This window comes from Pseudomonas sp. NPDC088444 (assembly GCF_044900175.1).
In the GTDB taxonomy this organism is placed as follows: Bacteria; Pseudomonadota; Gammaproteobacteria; order Pseudomonadales; family Pseudomonadaceae; genus Aquipseudomonas.
Map to the genome: position 1 here is coordinate 285,364 of NZ_JBJDNK010000007.1, position 15,083 is coordinate 300,446.

General features: G+C 60.4%; 13 protein-coding genes. 1 reads left to right on the forward strand and 12 read right to left on the reverse strand.

The window, feature by feature from the left end:
- Window positions 1-73: 73 nt before the first annotated feature.
- From pdeM to ACI2KB_RS16160, 12 genes are all read right to left on the reverse strand, one after another.
- On the reverse strand, window positions 74-730 hold the full coding sequence (pdeM, locus tag ACI2KB_RS16105) for a ligase-associated DNA damage response endonuclease PdeM (protein WP_404636168.1): 657 nt from the start codon (window positions 728-730) through the stop codon (window positions 74-76).
- Entirely contained in the window at window positions 727-3,219 is a 2,493-nt protein-coding gene (locus ACI2KB_RS16110) for a ligase-associated DNA damage response DEXH box helicase (protein WP_404636170.1), read from the reverse strand. Before ACI2KB_RS16110 ends, pdeM begins: the two co-directional genes overlap by 4 nt.
- A gap of 171 nt (window positions 3,220-3,390) precedes the next feature.
- Window positions 3,391-4,155, reverse strand: a complete 765-nt coding sequence (locus ACI2KB_RS16115) for an ABC transporter ATP-binding protein (protein WP_404636172.1) — start codon at window positions 4,153-4,155, stop codon at window positions 3,391-3,393.
- Between the two features lie 11 nt (window positions 4,156-4,166).
- Window positions 4,167-5,285 carry a succinylglutamate desuccinylase/aspartoacylase family protein gene (locus ACI2KB_RS16120; protein ID WP_404636174.1) on the reverse strand — a complete coding sequence of 373 codons (1,119 nt, stop codon included), beginning with the start codon at window positions 5,283-5,285 and terminating at the stop codon, window positions 4,167-4,169.
- Between the two features lie 9 nt (window positions 5,286-5,294).
- The gene (locus ACI2KB_RS16125) at window positions 5,295-6,005 is read right to left on the reverse strand and encodes an ABC transporter permease (protein WP_404636176.1); all 711 of its coding nucleotides are present in this window, start codon (window positions 6,003-6,005) and stop codon (window positions 5,295-5,297) included.
- Window positions 6,002-6,730: an ABC transporter permease gene (locus ACI2KB_RS16130; RefSeq protein ID WP_404636177.1), complete on the reverse strand. Its 729-nt coding sequence runs from the start codon at window positions 6,728-6,730 to the stop codon at window positions 6,002-6,004. The genes ACI2KB_RS16125 and ACI2KB_RS16130 overlap by 4 nt, the downstream gene beginning before the upstream one ends.
- 87 nt (window positions 6,731-6,817) lie before the next feature.
- Window positions 6,818-7,600, reverse strand: coding sequence for a transporter substrate-binding domain-containing protein (locus tag ACI2KB_RS16135; protein ID WP_404636178.1), 783 nt, complete (start codon window positions 7,598-7,600; stop codon window positions 6,818-6,820).
- Window positions 7,601-8,078: 478 nt separating this feature from the next.
- A complete protein-coding gene (locus tag ACI2KB_RS16140) occupies window positions 8,079-9,779 on the reverse strand; it encodes an ATP-dependent DNA ligase (protein ID WP_404636179.1) in 1,701 nt (566 codons plus the stop codon).
- On the reverse strand, window positions 9,776-10,804 hold the full coding sequence (locus ACI2KB_RS16145; protein WP_404636180.1) for a ligase-associated DNA damage response exonuclease: 1,029 nt from the start codon (window positions 10,802-10,804) through the stop codon (window positions 9,776-9,778). Before ACI2KB_RS16145 ends, ACI2KB_RS16140 begins: the two co-directional genes overlap by 4 nt.
- Before the next feature lie 127 nt (window positions 10,805-10,931).
- Window positions 10,932-13,415, reverse strand: a complete 2,484-nt coding sequence (locus tag ACI2KB_RS16150; RefSeq protein ID WP_404636181.1) for a penicillin acylase family protein — start codon at window positions 13,413-13,415, stop codon at window positions 10,932-10,934.
- A gap of 230 nt (window positions 13,416-13,645) precedes the next feature.
- A complete protein-coding gene (locus ACI2KB_RS16155; protein WP_404636182.1) occupies window positions 13,646-13,852 on the reverse strand; it encodes an SEC-C metal-binding domain-containing protein in 207 nt (68 codons plus the stop codon).
- A gap of 4 nt (window positions 13,853-13,856) precedes the next feature.
- Window positions 13,857-14,345: an LEA type 2 family protein gene (locus tag ACI2KB_RS16160; RefSeq protein WP_404636183.1), complete on the reverse strand. Its 489-nt coding sequence runs from the start codon at window positions 14,343-14,345 to the stop codon at window positions 13,857-13,859.
- A gap of 102 nt (window positions 14,346-14,447) precedes the next feature.
- Here ACI2KB_RS16160 and ACI2KB_RS16165 point away from each other — a divergent pair, with 102 nt between their 5' ends.
- Window positions 14,448-15,065, forward strand: a complete 618-nt coding sequence (locus ACI2KB_RS16165) for a hypothetical protein (RefSeq protein ID WP_404636184.1) — start codon at window positions 14,448-14,450, stop codon at window positions 15,063-15,065.
- The last annotated feature ends 18 nt before the right edge of the window (window positions 15,066-15,083 follow it).

Genomic DNA, 15,083 nt, shown 5'->3' on the forward strand with positions numbered 1-15,083 from the left:
GATCCCTGTCAGCGCACGCGTTGACAGGGATTTTTTGTCTGAATGCCCTGTTTCAATCGTTTCAGCCGCTGTTTCAATGCGCCTGCCAGACCGCACCATCTCCCACAACATAAATGCGGCTGAGATCGTCCTTCTCGACATTCATCCCCCCTGTAAACGCGCCAAACGCGGGCAACAGGCTGATGTCGGGCTGAATATGAAAGCAGGGCAGGCGCAAGCGCTGTCGTCCTTTGCCAAGGAGCCTGTAGGCAGGGTGCACATGACCGGCCAGGACATGATGCGTCGGGTGTGGGATTGGTTCGTGTTGCAAGGCGAAAGGACCTAGCAGCAGTGGCTCCGGGACTACCTGAATGCGCAAACCCGGGGGCGGATCACCCGCACGCTTGTCGTGATTGCCCCGAATCAGTGTCACTGTCAGCGCAGGGTGTCGTTCACGCCAGTCTTGCAAAGACGCCAACGTACCCGCCGCGTGCGACTCAGGGGCGTGCAGGAAATCGCCGAGGAATATGAGGTGTTGGCAATCATAAGCCGTCAGCAAATGATCCAGCCTCCGTAGGTTGTCGTCCGTCGTGCCGTGGGGGACGGGTTGGCCCAGTTTTCGATAGGCCGCCGCTTTACCGAAATGAGCGTCTGCAACGAGCAACGCACGTTCTCTCGGGCAGTAGATTGCCTTTTCAGCCAGCAACCACAGCTGCACGCCTGCCAATTCAATCGCCAGATAAGGCCTCATGCACTAACCTCTGGGCCTGCTGCTTTCTCAAGATCACCGACCATGCGGGCAATGCGGTCGGACAACTTCTCGGTGCTCAAACTCTCACGCATGCGCTCGACCAGCAGGGGAAAGGCCATGGGCGTGGGGCGTTTGATCAGGTGCAGATCCAGGGTGCTTTCGTTAATACGCCGTAAGGCGTGCTCTAGCCTGGCGAGATCCAGTTCCTGACGCAGCACTTCTTCCTGCGCCTGAGTCAGCAACAGGTTACCTGCGTCGTATTGCTTGAAGACCTCGAAGAACAGACCACTGGAAGCCTGCAATTGACGATTGCTCTTCGGCGCGCCGGGGTAGCCAGAAAACACCAGCCCGGCAATACGCGCGATTTCCCGGAAGCGGCGCAAGGCCAGTTCACCGGCGTTAAGGCTGGCAAGAATGTCGGCGAGCAAGGTGTGCTCGCTGAACAGACCGCTGTTAAGGTGTTTTGACCAGTCCACTTCAGTCGCGCTGAGCAATTCGAAGCCGTAGTCGTTGACTGCAATGGAGAACGTCAGGGGTGTGTATCGGCTCATGCGCCAAGCCAGCAGGCTGGCCAGCCCCAAATGCACATGACGCCCAGCGAAGGGGTAGAGAAACAGGTGCCAGCCCTCTCGGGATTTCAGCACTTCGGCCAGCAACGTGTCCTTGCGCGGCAGCGCGGACCATTGGCGTTGCACGTCGAGCAACGGGCTGACGGTGTGCATTTCGGGGCTGTCGAAAACGCCCCGCGCCGCGGCGTCGAATTTGGCCACCACGGCGTCAGCCAGTTCGCTGGAGAGGGGCATCCGCCCACCGTTCCAGCGAGGGACAGCAGCTTTTTTGCTGGTGGCCCGTTTCACGTAGGCGGTCATGTTTTCCACCCGCACCAGCTCCAGCAAGCGGCCACTGAACAAAAAGCCATCGCCGGGTTTGAGTCGCGCGATAAAACCCTCTTCGACGCTGCCAAGCGAGCCACCGCCACCACCCTTGCTCCAATACTTCACGTTGATGCTGGCGTCGCTGACGATGGTGCCGACGCTCATGCGATGGCGTCGGGCCAGACGAGCATCGGGAACGCGCCAGACACCGTGCTCGTCAGGCTCGACTCGACGATAGTCAGGGTACGCCGTGAGTGATAACCCGCCATGGCGGACGAAGGCCAGCGCCCATTGCCATTCCTCGTCGGTCAGATCCTGATAGGCCCAGGCGGTTCGGACTTCGGCCAGCAGTTCGGCAGGTTTGAAACCGCCTCCCAGAGCCATGCTCACCAGGTGTTGTACGAGTACATCCAATGGTTTGTGAGGGGATTCTCTGGGTTCGATCAGGCGGGCGTCGACGGCATCGCGAGCCGCTGCGGCTTCCACCAGTTCCAGGCTGTGAGTGGGCACCAGCGTCACGCGGGAGGGGCGCCCCGGCGCGTGCCCCGAGCGCCCGGCCCGCTGCATCAGGCGAGCGATGCCTTTGGCCGAGCCGATCTGCAACACGCGTTCAACGGGCAAAAAATCCACCCCCAGATCGAGGCTGGACGTGCACACCACCGCTTTCAGATGACCCTCCTTCAATGCACGTTCGACCCAGTCGCGCACCTCGCGTGACAGCGACCCATGATGCAGCGCGATCAATCCTGCCCAGTCTGGCCGGGCGTCGAGCAGCGCCTGGTACCAGATTTCCGACTGTGCACGGGTGTTGGTGAACAGCAGACAACTGGCGCTGCTGTCCACTTCAGCGAGCACTTGCGGCAACATCTTCAGGCCCATGTGCCCCGCCCACGGGAAGCGCTCGATGCTCTGAGGAATCAGGGTGTCGACGATCAGTTCCTTGATCACCTTGCCTTGCACCGCTGTTCCCGACTCACCCAGCAACACGTGCTGAGCATGGTCCTGATTGCCCAACGTGGCGGAAAGCCCCCACACGATCAATGCCGGATTCCATCTGCGCAGGCGGGCGATTGCCAGTTGCAGTTGCACGCCGCGCTTGTTGCCAATCAGTTCGTGCCACTCGTCGACGACGATCATGTTCAGTGTCGCGAACGTCGCTTCGGCGTCGGCGCGGGTCAGAAGCAGTGTCAGGCTCTCTGGGGTGGTGACCAGTGCCGTGGGGAGCCGGCGGCCTTGTCTGGCGCGCTCGCTGCTGCTGGTGTCGCCGGTACGCAGCCCGACGCTCCATGGGATCTGCAACTCCGTCAATGGCGCCTCTAAGGCGCGAGCGGTGTCGGCAGCCAGTGCGCGCATGGGGGTGATCCAGAGCACGCTCAGTGGCGGGGCAGGAGGTTTGCGTTTGCGTGGCTTTGCATCGTCTATGCGGGGGGCTGATTTAGCGAAGCGATTGAGCGCGCCGAACCACACGGCGTAAGTTTTACCGGCACCGGTACTGGCGTGCAGCAGACCGGACTCGCCTCGGCTGATGGCATCCCACACGTCTTTTTGAAAGGGAAAAGGCTTCCAGCCACGGGCGGTGAACCAGCGCTGAGCGAAGGAGGCGGCTTTGGGCATGCGCGGTCTCGGACGGGGTTTAAGTCAGAGACCGTTGGCGCAAGCAATTAGTTTGGTTGGATCACAGTTGACTGAGCTGTGGCAGTCTGGCTTGCCGGCGGTGGCGGTTTCGAAATCGCTGCCGCCGGCAAGCCGGACTGCTACAGGGTACGCGTCAATCCGGAAGGGGGGTTATTTCAGGTTTCCACTCAAGAACTGTTTCAACCGCTCGCTCTTCGGGTTGCCCAACACTTCATCCGGGTGGCCCATTTCTTCGATCTGGCCCTGATGCAGGAACACCACCTGATTCGCCACTTTGCGAGCAAAGCCCATTTCGTGGGTCACCAGAATCATGGTGCGGCCCTCTTCGGCCAGGCCTTGAATCACCTTCAGCACTTCACCCACCAACTCCGGGTCCAGCGCCGAAGTCGGTTCGTCGAACAGCATGATTTCCGGTTCCATCGCCAGCGCTCGGGCAATCGCCACACGCTGTTGCTGGCCGCCCGACAGGAACGCCGGGTACTGGTCGGCAACGCGAGCGGGCAAGCCGACCTTTTCCAGGTACTTGCGCGCGCGGTCTTCGGCTTCGACTTTCGATACGCCCAGCACGCGGCGAGGGGCCATGGTGATGTTTTCCAGCACCGTCATGTGGCTCCACAGGTTGAAGTGCTGGAACACCATCGCCAGACGGGTGCGGATGCGCTGCAGTTCAGCCGGGTCGGCGACGCGCATACCGGTGGCGTCGCTGACCATTTTGATCTGCTGGCCGTCCAGGCTCATGGCGCCGTCGTTGGGTTGTTCGAGGAAGTTGATGCAGCGCAGGAAGGTGCTCTTGCCCGAGCCGCTGGCGCCGATCAGGCAGATCACGTCGCCGACGTTGGCCTTGAGCGACACGCCTTTGAGGACTTCGTGGTCACCGTAGCTTTTGTGCAGGCCATCGATGGTCAGTTTGTACATGGAGGCGTTCCTTAAGGAGAAAGTAAGTAGCCGCTGCGGAACGGCTCGACGCCAGCGACATGGGCGATGACCATGCCGGCGGTAGCCATGCGTCGCAAGGAGCGGGCGTACATAAGGCCAGCGTTGGTCGCGTGAACGGGGGTCACGGCGTCGCTGATCGGGTCGATGATTTCAGCGATCAGTTGCCCCGCCTCGACGTATTCGCCTGGCAGTGTGCAGAACACCAGCAGGCCGCCGACTGACGTGGCCACCGGTTCGACCGCTGCCAACGGTGTCGCGGGATAAAGCAGTTCAGGGGCAGGCGCTGGTTCACCGGCAATCGCGCCGTACTGCATCAGATAGCTGATGATGGCCTGACAATCGCGGCTGCCGAGGGCGTGATTCACATCGCCTTGGCCGCGCAATTCCAGCGTCACGGAAAAGCTGCCCAGTTCAATCGGGAAGCGCTTTTCGAAGCGCTGCTGCAATTGCCACCAGACCAACGTGAAGCATTCGTCGAACGACTGGCCGCCCGAATCGGTGGCCAGCAGACTCGCTTGCGCGCCGAGATAGCGGGACAGCGGCTCGACCTGAGACCAGGCTTCCGGCGTGGTGTACAGGTGTTCCACCGATTCGAAATCACAATGCAGGTCCAGCACCATGTCGGCGTCGCAGGCCAGGCGTTGCAGGGTCAGGCGCTGGGAGTCCAGTTGCGTGGCGGCGACCCGCGCGTTCAGCCCGGCCAGCAGGCTATTGCGGATCAGCCCGGTGTTGCGTTTCGCATCGTCGCCCAGCAGCGGCTCCACCTCATCGCCGACCTGTTGTGCGAGGTCGACGAAATGGCGATTGAAGTTCTGCCCGCTTTCCAGTTCGTAGCGGCCCAGCGGCGTGTCCATCAAGACCTGTTCCAGCCCGGCCGGGTTGGCCACCGGGACGACGACGATTTCGCCCAACAACTGACCGGCCTTTTCAAGCTCGGCCAGACGCTGTTTCAGGTACCAGGACACCAGCATGCCCGGCAGTTCGTCGGCGTGCAGTGAGGACTGAATGTAGATTTTGCAGGCACCGTTTTTCGGGCCGTAATGAAAGCTGTGAATCTGCCGCGCGGTGCCAGGCACCGGCGACAGCAAATCATGGGTCAGGTGTCGCATGTACGAGTCCTAGTGAGACGGGCCGAGGAAGGCCAGCCAGCGGCGTTCGGCCAGTCGGAACAGGCCCACCAGAATGAAGGTCACCGTCAGGTAGATCAGCGCGGCGATGCCAAACGACTGGAACGTCAGGAAGGTCGCGGAGTTCGCATCCCGCGCCACCTTGAGGATATCCGGCACGGTGGCGGTGAAGGCCACGGTGGTCGAGTGCAGCATCAGGATCACTTCGTTGCTGTAGTAGGGCAACGAGCGGCGCAGCGCCGACGGCATGATCACGTAGGTGTACAGGCGCCAGCCAGTCAGGCCGTAAGCCTTGGCGGCTTCGACTTCGCCGTGGTTCATGCTGCGAATCGCACCGGCAAAGATTTCCGTGGTGTAGGCGCAGGTGTTGAGGGCGAAGGCCAGGATCGTGCAGTTCATTGCGTCGCGGAAGAACGCATTGAGTAATGGTTGCTCGCGCACGGCGGCGATGCTGTAGATCCCGGTGTAGCAAATCAGTAACTGGATGTAGAGCGGCGTGCCCCGGAACAGGTAGGTGTAGAACTGCACCGGCCAGCGAACCATCGGGTTCGGTGATACACGGGCGATGGACAGCGGGATCGAGACGATGAAGCCAATGGCGATGGAGGCGCTGAGCAGCCACAACGTCATGGCCAGGCCGGTGATGTTCTGGCCGTCCGTATAAAGGAAGGCGCGCCAGTATTCTTGCAGCAGTTCGATCATCGTTGAGCCTCCCGGCTGCCTGCGGCATAACGCCGTTCAGCCCAGCGCAGGGCAAAGTTGGAGACACTGGTGATGACCAGATAGATCAATGCGGCGAGCACCAGGAAATAGAACAGTTGATAGGTGCTTTTGCCCGCGTCTTGCGAGGCCTTGACCAGATCGGCCAGGCCGATGATCGACACCAGCGCAGTGGCCTTGAGCACCACCTGCCAGTTGTTGCCGATGCCGGGTAGGGCGAAACGCATCATCTGCGGGAACACCACGAAGCGGAAACGCTGGGCGCGGCTCAGGCCGTACGCGGTGGCCGCTTCCACCTGTCCGCGAGGCACGGCGAGAATTGCACCACGGAAGGTTTCAGTGAAATAGGCGCCGTAAATGAAGCCCAACGTAATGACACCCGCAGCGAAAGGGTCGATTTCGATGTAGTCCCATTCCATCGCTTCGGTAAAGGTCGTCAGCCAGGTTTGCAGGCTGTAGAAAATCAGCAGCATCAGCACCAGGTCCGGTACGCCACGGATCAACGTGGTGTAGACCTGCGCCGGTACGCGCAGAAAGGCGGTCTTGGAGAGTTTGGCACTGGCGCCCAGCAGGCCGAGCACGATGGCCAGCAGCAGCGACATTACCGACAATTTGACGGTCATCCAGGTGCCCTGCATCAGCAGCGGGCCAAAGCCCTTGAGGCTGAAGGCGGACAGTCCCAGGTTTTGCAGGAGAGTTTCGAACATGTGCAACCTATACAGTCAATAAAAACGCCCATGGAAGTCAGAGGAGGGATTCGGATGAACCTCTGAAATCGACGGGCGTTTGTTTTCTTACTTACCGCTGTACAGATTCAGATCGCCGAAGTGCTTCTTCTGGATCTCGGCGTACTTGCCGTCATCGTGTAACGCTTTGATACCTTTGTCCAAAAGCGCTTTGAGCTCTTTGTTACCTTTCGAGATGCCGACTGCGGTTTTGGATGGCAGCAGTGGATCGTCGATTGGCTTGCTGACTTCGTAGTCCGCGCCTTGTGGCGATTTCAGGAAGCCCAGTTCGGCTTGCAGCATGTCTTGTACGGAAGCGTCCAGACGGCCGGACACCAGGTCAGCGTAAACCTGGTCCTGGTTGGCGTAGGCCTGGGTCTTCACGCCAGCTTTGTCCAGAACGGCCTTGGCGTAGGCTTCCTGGATGGTGCCTTGCTCGTAACCGACGGTCTTGCCTTTCAGGGACGCGACGTCAGCGCTCAGCCCGGAACCTTTCTTGTAAACCAGCGAGGTGGGGCCGGAGAACAGCTCGCTGGAGAAGTCGATGACTTTCTCGCGCGCCGGGGTCACGGTCATCGACGAGATGACGCCGTCGAATTTGTTGGCTTTCAGGCCAGGAATCATGCCGTCGAAATCGCTTTCGACCCATTTGCACTTGACCTTCAGTTCTGCACAGATCGCGTTGCCCAGATCGATGTCGAAGCCGACCAGGCTGCCGTCAGCGGCTTTCGATTCGAATGGTGCGTAGGAAGGATCGACGCCGAAACGCAGCTCCTTGTACTCCTTGGCCATTGCATTGCCAGCGGCCAGGCAGATGGCGAGTGCGGAAAGGGTCAGCCATGCTTTTTTCATCGTTCAGTCCTTAAAACCAAATTGAGCGTTGGGAACACGCGTAGGCTTGCTACCGGCAGGTGCCAGACCGCAAAAAGATAGCAATTTCCGAACCAAAGAGACGAACGTGCGTTTTAAATGTACGGAGTTGTCGCAATGATGACTTTGGGCCATCTCTTGTCTTTTTTTAGGGCGCCGGAGGCAGGGGGAGATTAGCTGAAACGACCAAAAAGGGCGCGTAAAAAATCGGTTACAAAGGGCTGAGTATGGAGGAATTAGTAGCACCTGAACGGTTGGCGGTGACGAACTTGAATCCTCATTGCCAGTGGCATTGGCCGTTTTTGTGGGAGCCGGCTTGCCGGCGAATGAGGCCGGTCAGCCAACTCACCCGTCACTGACCTACCGCTTTCGCCAGCAAGCCGGCGCCCAAAGAATCGGTCGTGCTATGACAGGGGGCATTGGCGTAGTGCGTTGCAGATGTTGCGCACTAAAACAGTGCTCATGCCAGCAAGTCCTGCAACGTCGCCAGGCTGTCCGCCTCTGCCACCGGTTTGTCCTGCCGCCACCTGAGCATCCTGGGAAAACGCACGGCGATCCCGCTTTTATGGCGTTTGGAGAGGGCAATGCCTTCAAAACCCAGCTCGAACACCAGGGTCGGCGTAACACTTCTCACCGGGCCGAATTTCTCTACCGTGGTCTTGCGAATGATTGCATCGACTTTGCGCATCTCTTCATCCGTCAATCCCGAATACGCCTTGGCGAACGGGACCAGTGTGCGTTCGGCGCTGTCTGGCGGGCCGTCCCACACGGCGAAGGTGTAATCGCTGTAGAGGCTTGCGCGCCGACCATGGCCACGTTGGGCATAGATCAGCACGGCGTCGACGCTGAAGGGGTCGATCTTCCATTTCCACCACACGCCCATGTCTTTAGTGCGGCCCACGCCATACAACGAATCCCGCGCCTTGAGCATCATGCCCTCGACCCCAAGGCTGCGGGACGCTTCACGTTGCTGACTCAAATCGAGCCAATCCTTGCCGCTCAAAACTGGAGAAGGCATCAACACCGGGCTGTTTGCGCTGGTGATCACCTGCTCCAGTTGCGTTCGGCGCTGGTGCTGCGGGCGATTGCGCCAGTCTTCGCCCCGCCATTCCAGCAAGTCATAAGCGAGGATGACCACCGGCGCGTCTTCAAGGATTTTTTTGCCCAGGGTTTTGCGGCCAATCCGTTGCTGAAGCAGGGCGAAGGGCTGGACGGACGGCGTGGACGCGTCGGATGGGAGCAGCTCAAACGCGTCAGGTGTTTCCGGGGCAGGTGTCGGCGCTTTCCACACGACAATCTCGCCATCGATGACCGTCCCATCGGGCAAGCTCTGCGCCAGGCTGTGCAACTCGGGAAAACGATCCGTCACCAGCTCTTCGCCCCGCGACCACACCCACAACCGCCCCTCGCGCTTGACCACCTGAGCGCGAATGCCGTCCCACTTCCATTCCACCTGCCAATTGTCTGCGGGACCGAGCAGCGTTTCGAACTCATCGACGGGCTGCTGAAGCGCATGGGCCAGAAAGAACGGGTAAGGCTGACCGCCGCGCTGGGCGTGCTCGTCTTCGGACTCTTCGGCGATGAGCTTGAGATAACTGTTGGCGGTCGGTCGATGGGACAGGTCGGTGTAACCCACCAGGCGCTGCGCTACACGTTTGCTGTCGATACCGGCCAGCGCGGCCAATGCGCGAGTGACCAACAGCTTCGACACACCAACGCGAAAACTGCCGGTGATCAGTTTCAGGCAGACCATCAGGCTCTGCCGGTCCAGTTGTGCCCAGAACGCGGGCAGGCGCTCCAGCAATTCGTCGGGCGGAAGACCCCGTAAGGGCAGCAGGTGGTTTTCCATCCAGCGTGCCAGCCCTTCTTCGGAACTGTGCGCAGCCTGCGGTAATAACAGGGATAAGGTTTCCGCGAGGTCGCCCACGGCCTGATAGCTCTCTTCGAACAACCATTCGGGCAAGTCTGAAAGCCTGAGTGCCTGTTCGCGCAACAACTTGGTCGGCACTAATTGACGTGGCCTGCCGCCTGAGAGGAAGTAAACGGCCCACGCGGCGTCTTCCGGCGCGGCATGAGCGAAATAGTGCTGCATCGCCGCCAGCTTGGCGTTGCTGGAGGTGGTTGCGTCCAGTTGGGCGTAAAGTTCGGCGAAGGCCTTCACGACGCGGCCTCCTCTTTTGGTGGCGCGGGCGCGTCGTCTTCCTCATCGCCGTATTCTGTGGTGAAGCCTTGAGCGTCCAGACCCCACTCACGCAGGTAACGCACCAACACCGCCACTGATCCATGGGTGACCATCACCCGCTCGGCCCCGGTGTTTTCGATGGCCCATAACAGGCCGGGCCAGTCAGCGTGGTCGGAAAGCGCAAAACCGCGATCCACGCCTCGGCGTCGCCGAGTGCCGCGCAGCATCATCCAGCCGCTGGCAAAGGCGTCGCTGAATTCGCCAAACCGGCGCATCCAGGTGCTGCCTCCCGCAGAGGGTGGCGCAATGATCAGCGCCTGACGCAAAGCCGGGTCGGTCTTTTTGAAGTCCCCGGCGTAGTGCGTCTCGGGGATCCGCACACCCGCTTCGCGATACACCCGGTTCAGCGGCTCAACGGCGCCGTGCACCAGAATTGGCCCGATACCCGGATCGATGCCGTGCAGAATTCTCTGGGCCTTGCCGAAGGAATAGGCGAACAGCACGCTGGCCTTGCCCACGGCGGCATTAGCGCGCCACCAGTCGTTGATGCCAGTGAAAATTTCGCTCTGGGGCTGCCAGCGGTAGATTGGCAGGCCGAACGTGGATTCGGTGATGAAGGTGTGGCAGCGCACGGGTTCGAACGGTTCGCAGGTGCCGTCCGGCTCGACTTTGTAATCGCCGGATGCGACCCAGACTTCGCCCTGATACTCCAGCCTCACCTGCGCCGAGCCCAATACATGCCCCGCCGGATGCAGGCTGAGCTTCACGCCGTGATGAGTGATGGACTCGCCATATTCGAGGGTTTGCAGGTTGATGTCCTGGCCCAGCCGTGCGCGCAGAATGCCTTCGCCGGGGGCGGCCGCCAGATAGTGTTCATTGCCCGTGCGGGCGTGGTCGCCATGGCCATGGGTGATGACCGAACGAGCGACCGGTCGCCAGGGATCGATGTAGAAATCTCCCGGCGGGCAGTAGAGGCCTTCGGGGCGGGCGATGACAAGGTCCATGGCATGATCGCAGTGGTGGGCTTGTCAGGTAGAGCGGTGATGCCAACAGGAAGTTCGGTCCGATTGTGAACACCGAGCCTGTAGGAGCGCCACCCCGGCAGCTCCTACAGGGAACTGCGTTGAAGTGCTACTTCCCCGGCGTCAGCGTCAATCGCGTCTTGCCATACACCCGCTCGAAATTCTCCGGTTGCATCGGCACCGACATGTACAGCCCCTTGACCCATGGATCGATACCATCGGCGAAGTGCGGACTGGCCGGGTTGCCCGACTGGCCTGCGGCACTCTGAGCCATCATCGGCTCCTGTTGCGCGAAATCGACGATCATCCGCATCGCTGGAACCACGGCCGCATCGAAGTCCTGCCCCCAATGGAAGCCTGATGCATTCAGCGTCGTGTGATCGCCACCGGCCGCCAACGGCCCTTTGATCACGCTGGCTTTGCTGCCGCCCAGCGCGGCCGTCAATTGCGCACTTTGCGACGTCCATTTGTACTGGTGCAATTTGCCCCATTGCCAGGCCTTGTGATCGCCACCCAACTGGCTTTCGCCTGCGGTCATCGCGGCCGCCAGGCTGCGGGCGAGAATCATCGGTTTGTCTTCTTTCTGCGGCGTTTTCACGTCATCCCAATACGGACTGTCTTCACGCCCCAGCAGGTGGTCGGCTTGCGGCGAGTAGGACAGGTCCGCGCTCTGCACCAGTGCTTTCCACGCCGGGCTGCTTTCCGGACCTAGTTCGTCGAGGAAAATCTGCTTGGTGCTTTCTTGCAGGAACAGCTCGTAAATAGCGGCATCGGCCGATATTGGCGACAAACGTCCGTCGAACGCCATCAAGCGGCTCAATGCTTCTCGCGCCTTGTCCCGATCTGCGGGCGGCAAGGCGTCGATGGCCTGTTTCAGCGGTTTGGCCATGCCCGGCGCTTCGAACATCTTCTTCAGCTTGGCGGCGAACGTGGTGGTCTGGTCGTATTGCATTGAAATCGTGCTGCGAGTGTCCTGCTTGCCGCTGTTGGCCAGTTCGGCGATGCGCTCGGCACGCTCCGGGTAGTCCCAGGAATTGGACAACTGCATGCCATAGCCCTTGGGCACGGTGCGTTGGTTGGCAGTGCCGATCCAGCCCTGCGACGGGTCTTGATCGTAGGGGTGCAGCATGGCGTCGGCGTAACCGTCCCAGTCATAACGACCTTCCCAGCCTGGCGATGGAATCAGGCCCTGGCCTTCGCGGCGGTTGGGGTAACGACCGGTGACTTGCCAGCCGGTGTTCGTCGCATCGGCGAACACTATGTTCAGGGTGATCGCGCGGATTTCCCGCGTGGTGTCGAACGCACGCTCGACGTTTTGCGCGCGGGTCAGGTCGAACAGGGCATCGAGGGATTTGTCATCCTTGGCGTTCGGGGTTTGCAGGGCGATGCCCAGGCCGTTGGCCAATTGCGCCGAGCTGCCGTTGAGCAGCGGGCCGTGACGGGTCTCGAACGCGGCTTCGCGAATCGGACTCTGCCCGCGGATGAAATAGGTCTCTTCGTGAGCGCCCGCGGGCACCCATTTGCCATCGGACATGACCATCAGGCGATTGTTTTCGCGCTTGAGTTTTTCCAGAAACAGGTCCTGATTGTCGCCCATCGCCGGACCCATGCCCCAGGCCAGTTTGCCGTTGAAGCCCGAGAGCACCAGTGGCAGACCGGCGACGGTCGCACCTGCGGCCTGATACTTCGGCGCGCGAATCTGCACGAAATTCCACATCGACGGCAGGGTGGCGGGCAACTGGCTATCGGTGGCCAACAGGCTTTTGCCTGCGCGAGCACGTTGCGGCGCGATGACCCAGTTGTTCGACGCCGAAACGCCCAGCAGATTGAGATCGGAAAGTTGCAGCGCGGCTTTGTCCAGATCGCTCAGGCCCGGCATCTGGTTGCTCAGGTTCAGGCCTTTGAGTTTGTCGGCTTCAGCGAATGGCAGCGCTTCGTCCGGGTAAGTCGGCAGCAGCCACGCGAGCTTGTCGGCGCCGACTTTCTGAGCCAGTACCAGCGAGGAGATTTCTTCCTGCAGGTTGACCGACAGACTGAAGTTCAGCAGCGCAAAGATCAGCGCCGAGTCTTCAGGTTTCCAGTATTCGGGTTTGTAGCCCGCGTCTGCGAGGTCCGACGGCAGCTTGTCGCGGTAGCGGAACAGGTAGGCGTTGACGCCGCGTGCATACACTTCGAAGAAACGCTTCAGACGCGGCGACGAGGCGTTGTACAGATCGCCCGCCGTTTGCTTGAGGTTGGCCGCGCGCATCATCCGGTCCAGATCCAGTGCGCCGGAGCCTGCGATTTCCGACAGACGGCCCTGAGCCAACAGGCGCATTTGCACCATCTGCGAGATGCGGTCACTGGCGTGGACATACCCCAGCGTGAACAGCGCGTCGTGAAACGTGCTGCTTTCGATCAGGGGCATGCCCAGATGATTGCGACGCACGGAGACGTTCTGCGCCAGCCCCTTGATGGCGTAAACGCCGCTGGTGGGCGGCAGATTGTCACGGTCTTCGCCGCCCAGTTGGCAGCCTGCAAGGCTCAACAGCCCCAACATGGCAGCGGCTGTGCTGAGTCGCGTCTTCAGGGATGAATGGGCGGGCGAGGCCATGATGAAGCTCCTGCGGGGGTAGGCGTTGGAAACGCGCTACGTTAGAGAGCAGGCAGGCGGCACGCAAGCGGGGGAGGCGGGTTTATTTTCAGGATGATTCAGGGAGGCGTTACTCGTACCCCTGTGGGAGCGAATTCATTCGCGATGGATGTGTCAGGCGACAAAGATGTATCGACCATGAACACGTATCGCGAATGAATTCGCTCCTTCAGGAGCAGCGGTGCCCGATGTCAGGCGCCGTGGCACTTCTTGAATTTCTTCTCGCTGCCGCAGGGGCAAGGATCGTTGCGACCCACGTCCTTCAGCGCGTTGCGTACCGGCTCCTGGGGTTCGTGGTTGCAGTGCGGGCCGTGTACATGACCGTGGTCATGGTGGTGATCGTGATGGTCATGATCGTGGTTGCAATCAGGGCCGTGCACGTGGGGTTGGTTGCTCATGGGGCTACTCCGGAATCAAATCGCCGGGAATTATGTCGCCTTCGCGGCCAATACGCACGTCGTCCCCGAACAAAAAGCCGGTTTTGAGGTAGCCTTCCAACCGATAGTGAACAGGCTGATTGACCTTGCCAAGCATCCGGGTCACCTCCTTGAGGTGTTCCCAGAGGTTGGTGCGGATCGGCACCGAGAAATTCCGGTGACCATTGGCCCTGACCTTGAACCAGTCGTTATATTCGCCATCGGCGATCAGGATGTCGTTGAGCACGACCTTGTAGCGCAACCCGCGGACCCAGAGACCCGAGTCATTGGGGTTGTCGATGCGAAAGCGCAGCGTCATGTCCTGCTTGAGCAGACGGGCCTTGACCACATCGACCTTCAGCAGCTTGACCTCCGGGTCCTTGGCAGCGTCACTGCTCATTATTGATGAACACCCGGACAGCACCAGGGTCAAGAGAAGACCGACGATCCTGATTACGTTTGCTTGAAACACCATGGGGTCACTCCCTGTCGGGCTTGCGTTCAGCCATTTGTGGCAATTCGCTGTTCCATAAAGCCTGCGCCATACTCACGCCATGTGTCGAAGGAGTATTGACTCATGAAGCTGTACGAAATCATTTTTTCTGGCCAATTGGTACCCGGCGCACAACTTGATCGGGTTCAGGCCAATCTGACAAAACTGTTCCAGGCCGACGCTCAGCGCATTGCACTGCTGTTTTCCGGCCGTCGTCTGGTCCTGAAGAACAATCTGGATCAGGCCGCCGCCGAGAAGTATCGCTCGACCCTCGAACGCGCAGGGGCGCGGGCTGAGGTCGTGGAAATGGCCGGACAGGTTCAGGCAGAACCGGAGCCCGTGGCAAGTCCTGATCCGGTTGAAGTGGAAGAAGTCGAGCTGGCGCCTCCACCGGATGAACCCACCTGGACCCGACGCGCGCCACGGACGCCATCCAACGCCGACGTTAAACCCGACAACGCTGAAAAGGTCTCGAAATTCGAACCCCGTGACGTCTACATGGCCGCATTCGCCGACGTCGACGCGCCAGACTTCACGATTTCCGAACTGGGCAAGGATGTGCAAGACCCTAAAGCCGCACCGGTTGCCCCTCGGTTGGACCTGTCAGGCTTGAGTCTGGCGCCGCAGGGCAGTGACATGGGCGAGGTAAGGCCTGTTGAGCATGTGTTGGTGCCAGACATCTCTCACTTGAAGCTCGCTTGAGATCAGACCTCTGAATGA

Excerpts from the sequence above, each read along its gene's own strand:
- pdeM (WP_404636168.1), bottom strand. The coding sequence starts at position 730 with ATGAGGCCTTATCTGGCGATTGAATTGGCAGGCGTGCAGCTGTGGTTG.
- ACI2KB_RS16110 (WP_404636170.1), bottom strand. The coding sequence starts at position 3,219 with ATGCCCAAAGCCGCCTCCTTCGCTCAGCGCTGGTTCACCGCCCGTGGC.
- ACI2KB_RS16115 (WP_404636172.1), bottom strand. The coding sequence starts at position 4,155 with ATGTACAAACTGACCATCGATGGCCTGCACAAAAGCTACGGTGACCAC.
- ACI2KB_RS16120 (WP_404636174.1), bottom strand. The coding sequence starts at position 5,285 with ATGCGACACCTGACCCATGATTTGCTGTCGCCGGTGCCTGGCACCGCG.
- ACI2KB_RS16125 (WP_404636176.1), bottom strand. The coding sequence starts at position 6,005 with ATGATCGAACTGCTGCAAGAATACTGGCGCGCCTTCCTTTATACGGAC.
- ACI2KB_RS16130 (WP_404636177.1), bottom strand. The coding sequence starts at position 6,730 with ATGTTCGAAACTCTCCTGCAAAACCTGGGACTGTCCGCCTTCAGCCTC.
- ACI2KB_RS16135 (WP_404636178.1), bottom strand. The coding sequence starts at position 7,600 with ATGAAAAAAGCATGGCTGACCCTTTCCGCACTCGCCATCTGCCTGGCC.
- ACI2KB_RS16145 (WP_404636180.1), bottom strand. The coding sequence starts at position 10,804 with ATGGACCTTGTCATCGCCCGCCCCGAAGGCCTCTACTGCCCGCCGGGA.
- ACI2KB_RS16150 (WP_404636181.1), bottom strand. The coding sequence starts at position 13,415 with ATGGCCTCGCCCGCCCATTCATCCCTGAAGACGCGACTCAGCACAGCC.
- ACI2KB_RS16155 (WP_404636182.1), bottom strand. The coding sequence starts at position 13,852 with ATGAGCAACCAACCCCACGTGCACGGCCCTGATTGCAACCACGATCAT.
- ACI2KB_RS16160 (WP_404636183.1), bottom strand. The coding sequence starts at position 14,345 with ATGGTGTTTCAAGCAAACGTAATCAGGATCGTCGGTCTTCTCTTGACC.
- ACI2KB_RS16165 (WP_404636184.1), top strand. The coding sequence starts at position 14,448 with ATGAAGCTGTACGAAATCATTTTTTCTGGCCAATTGGTACCCGGCGCA.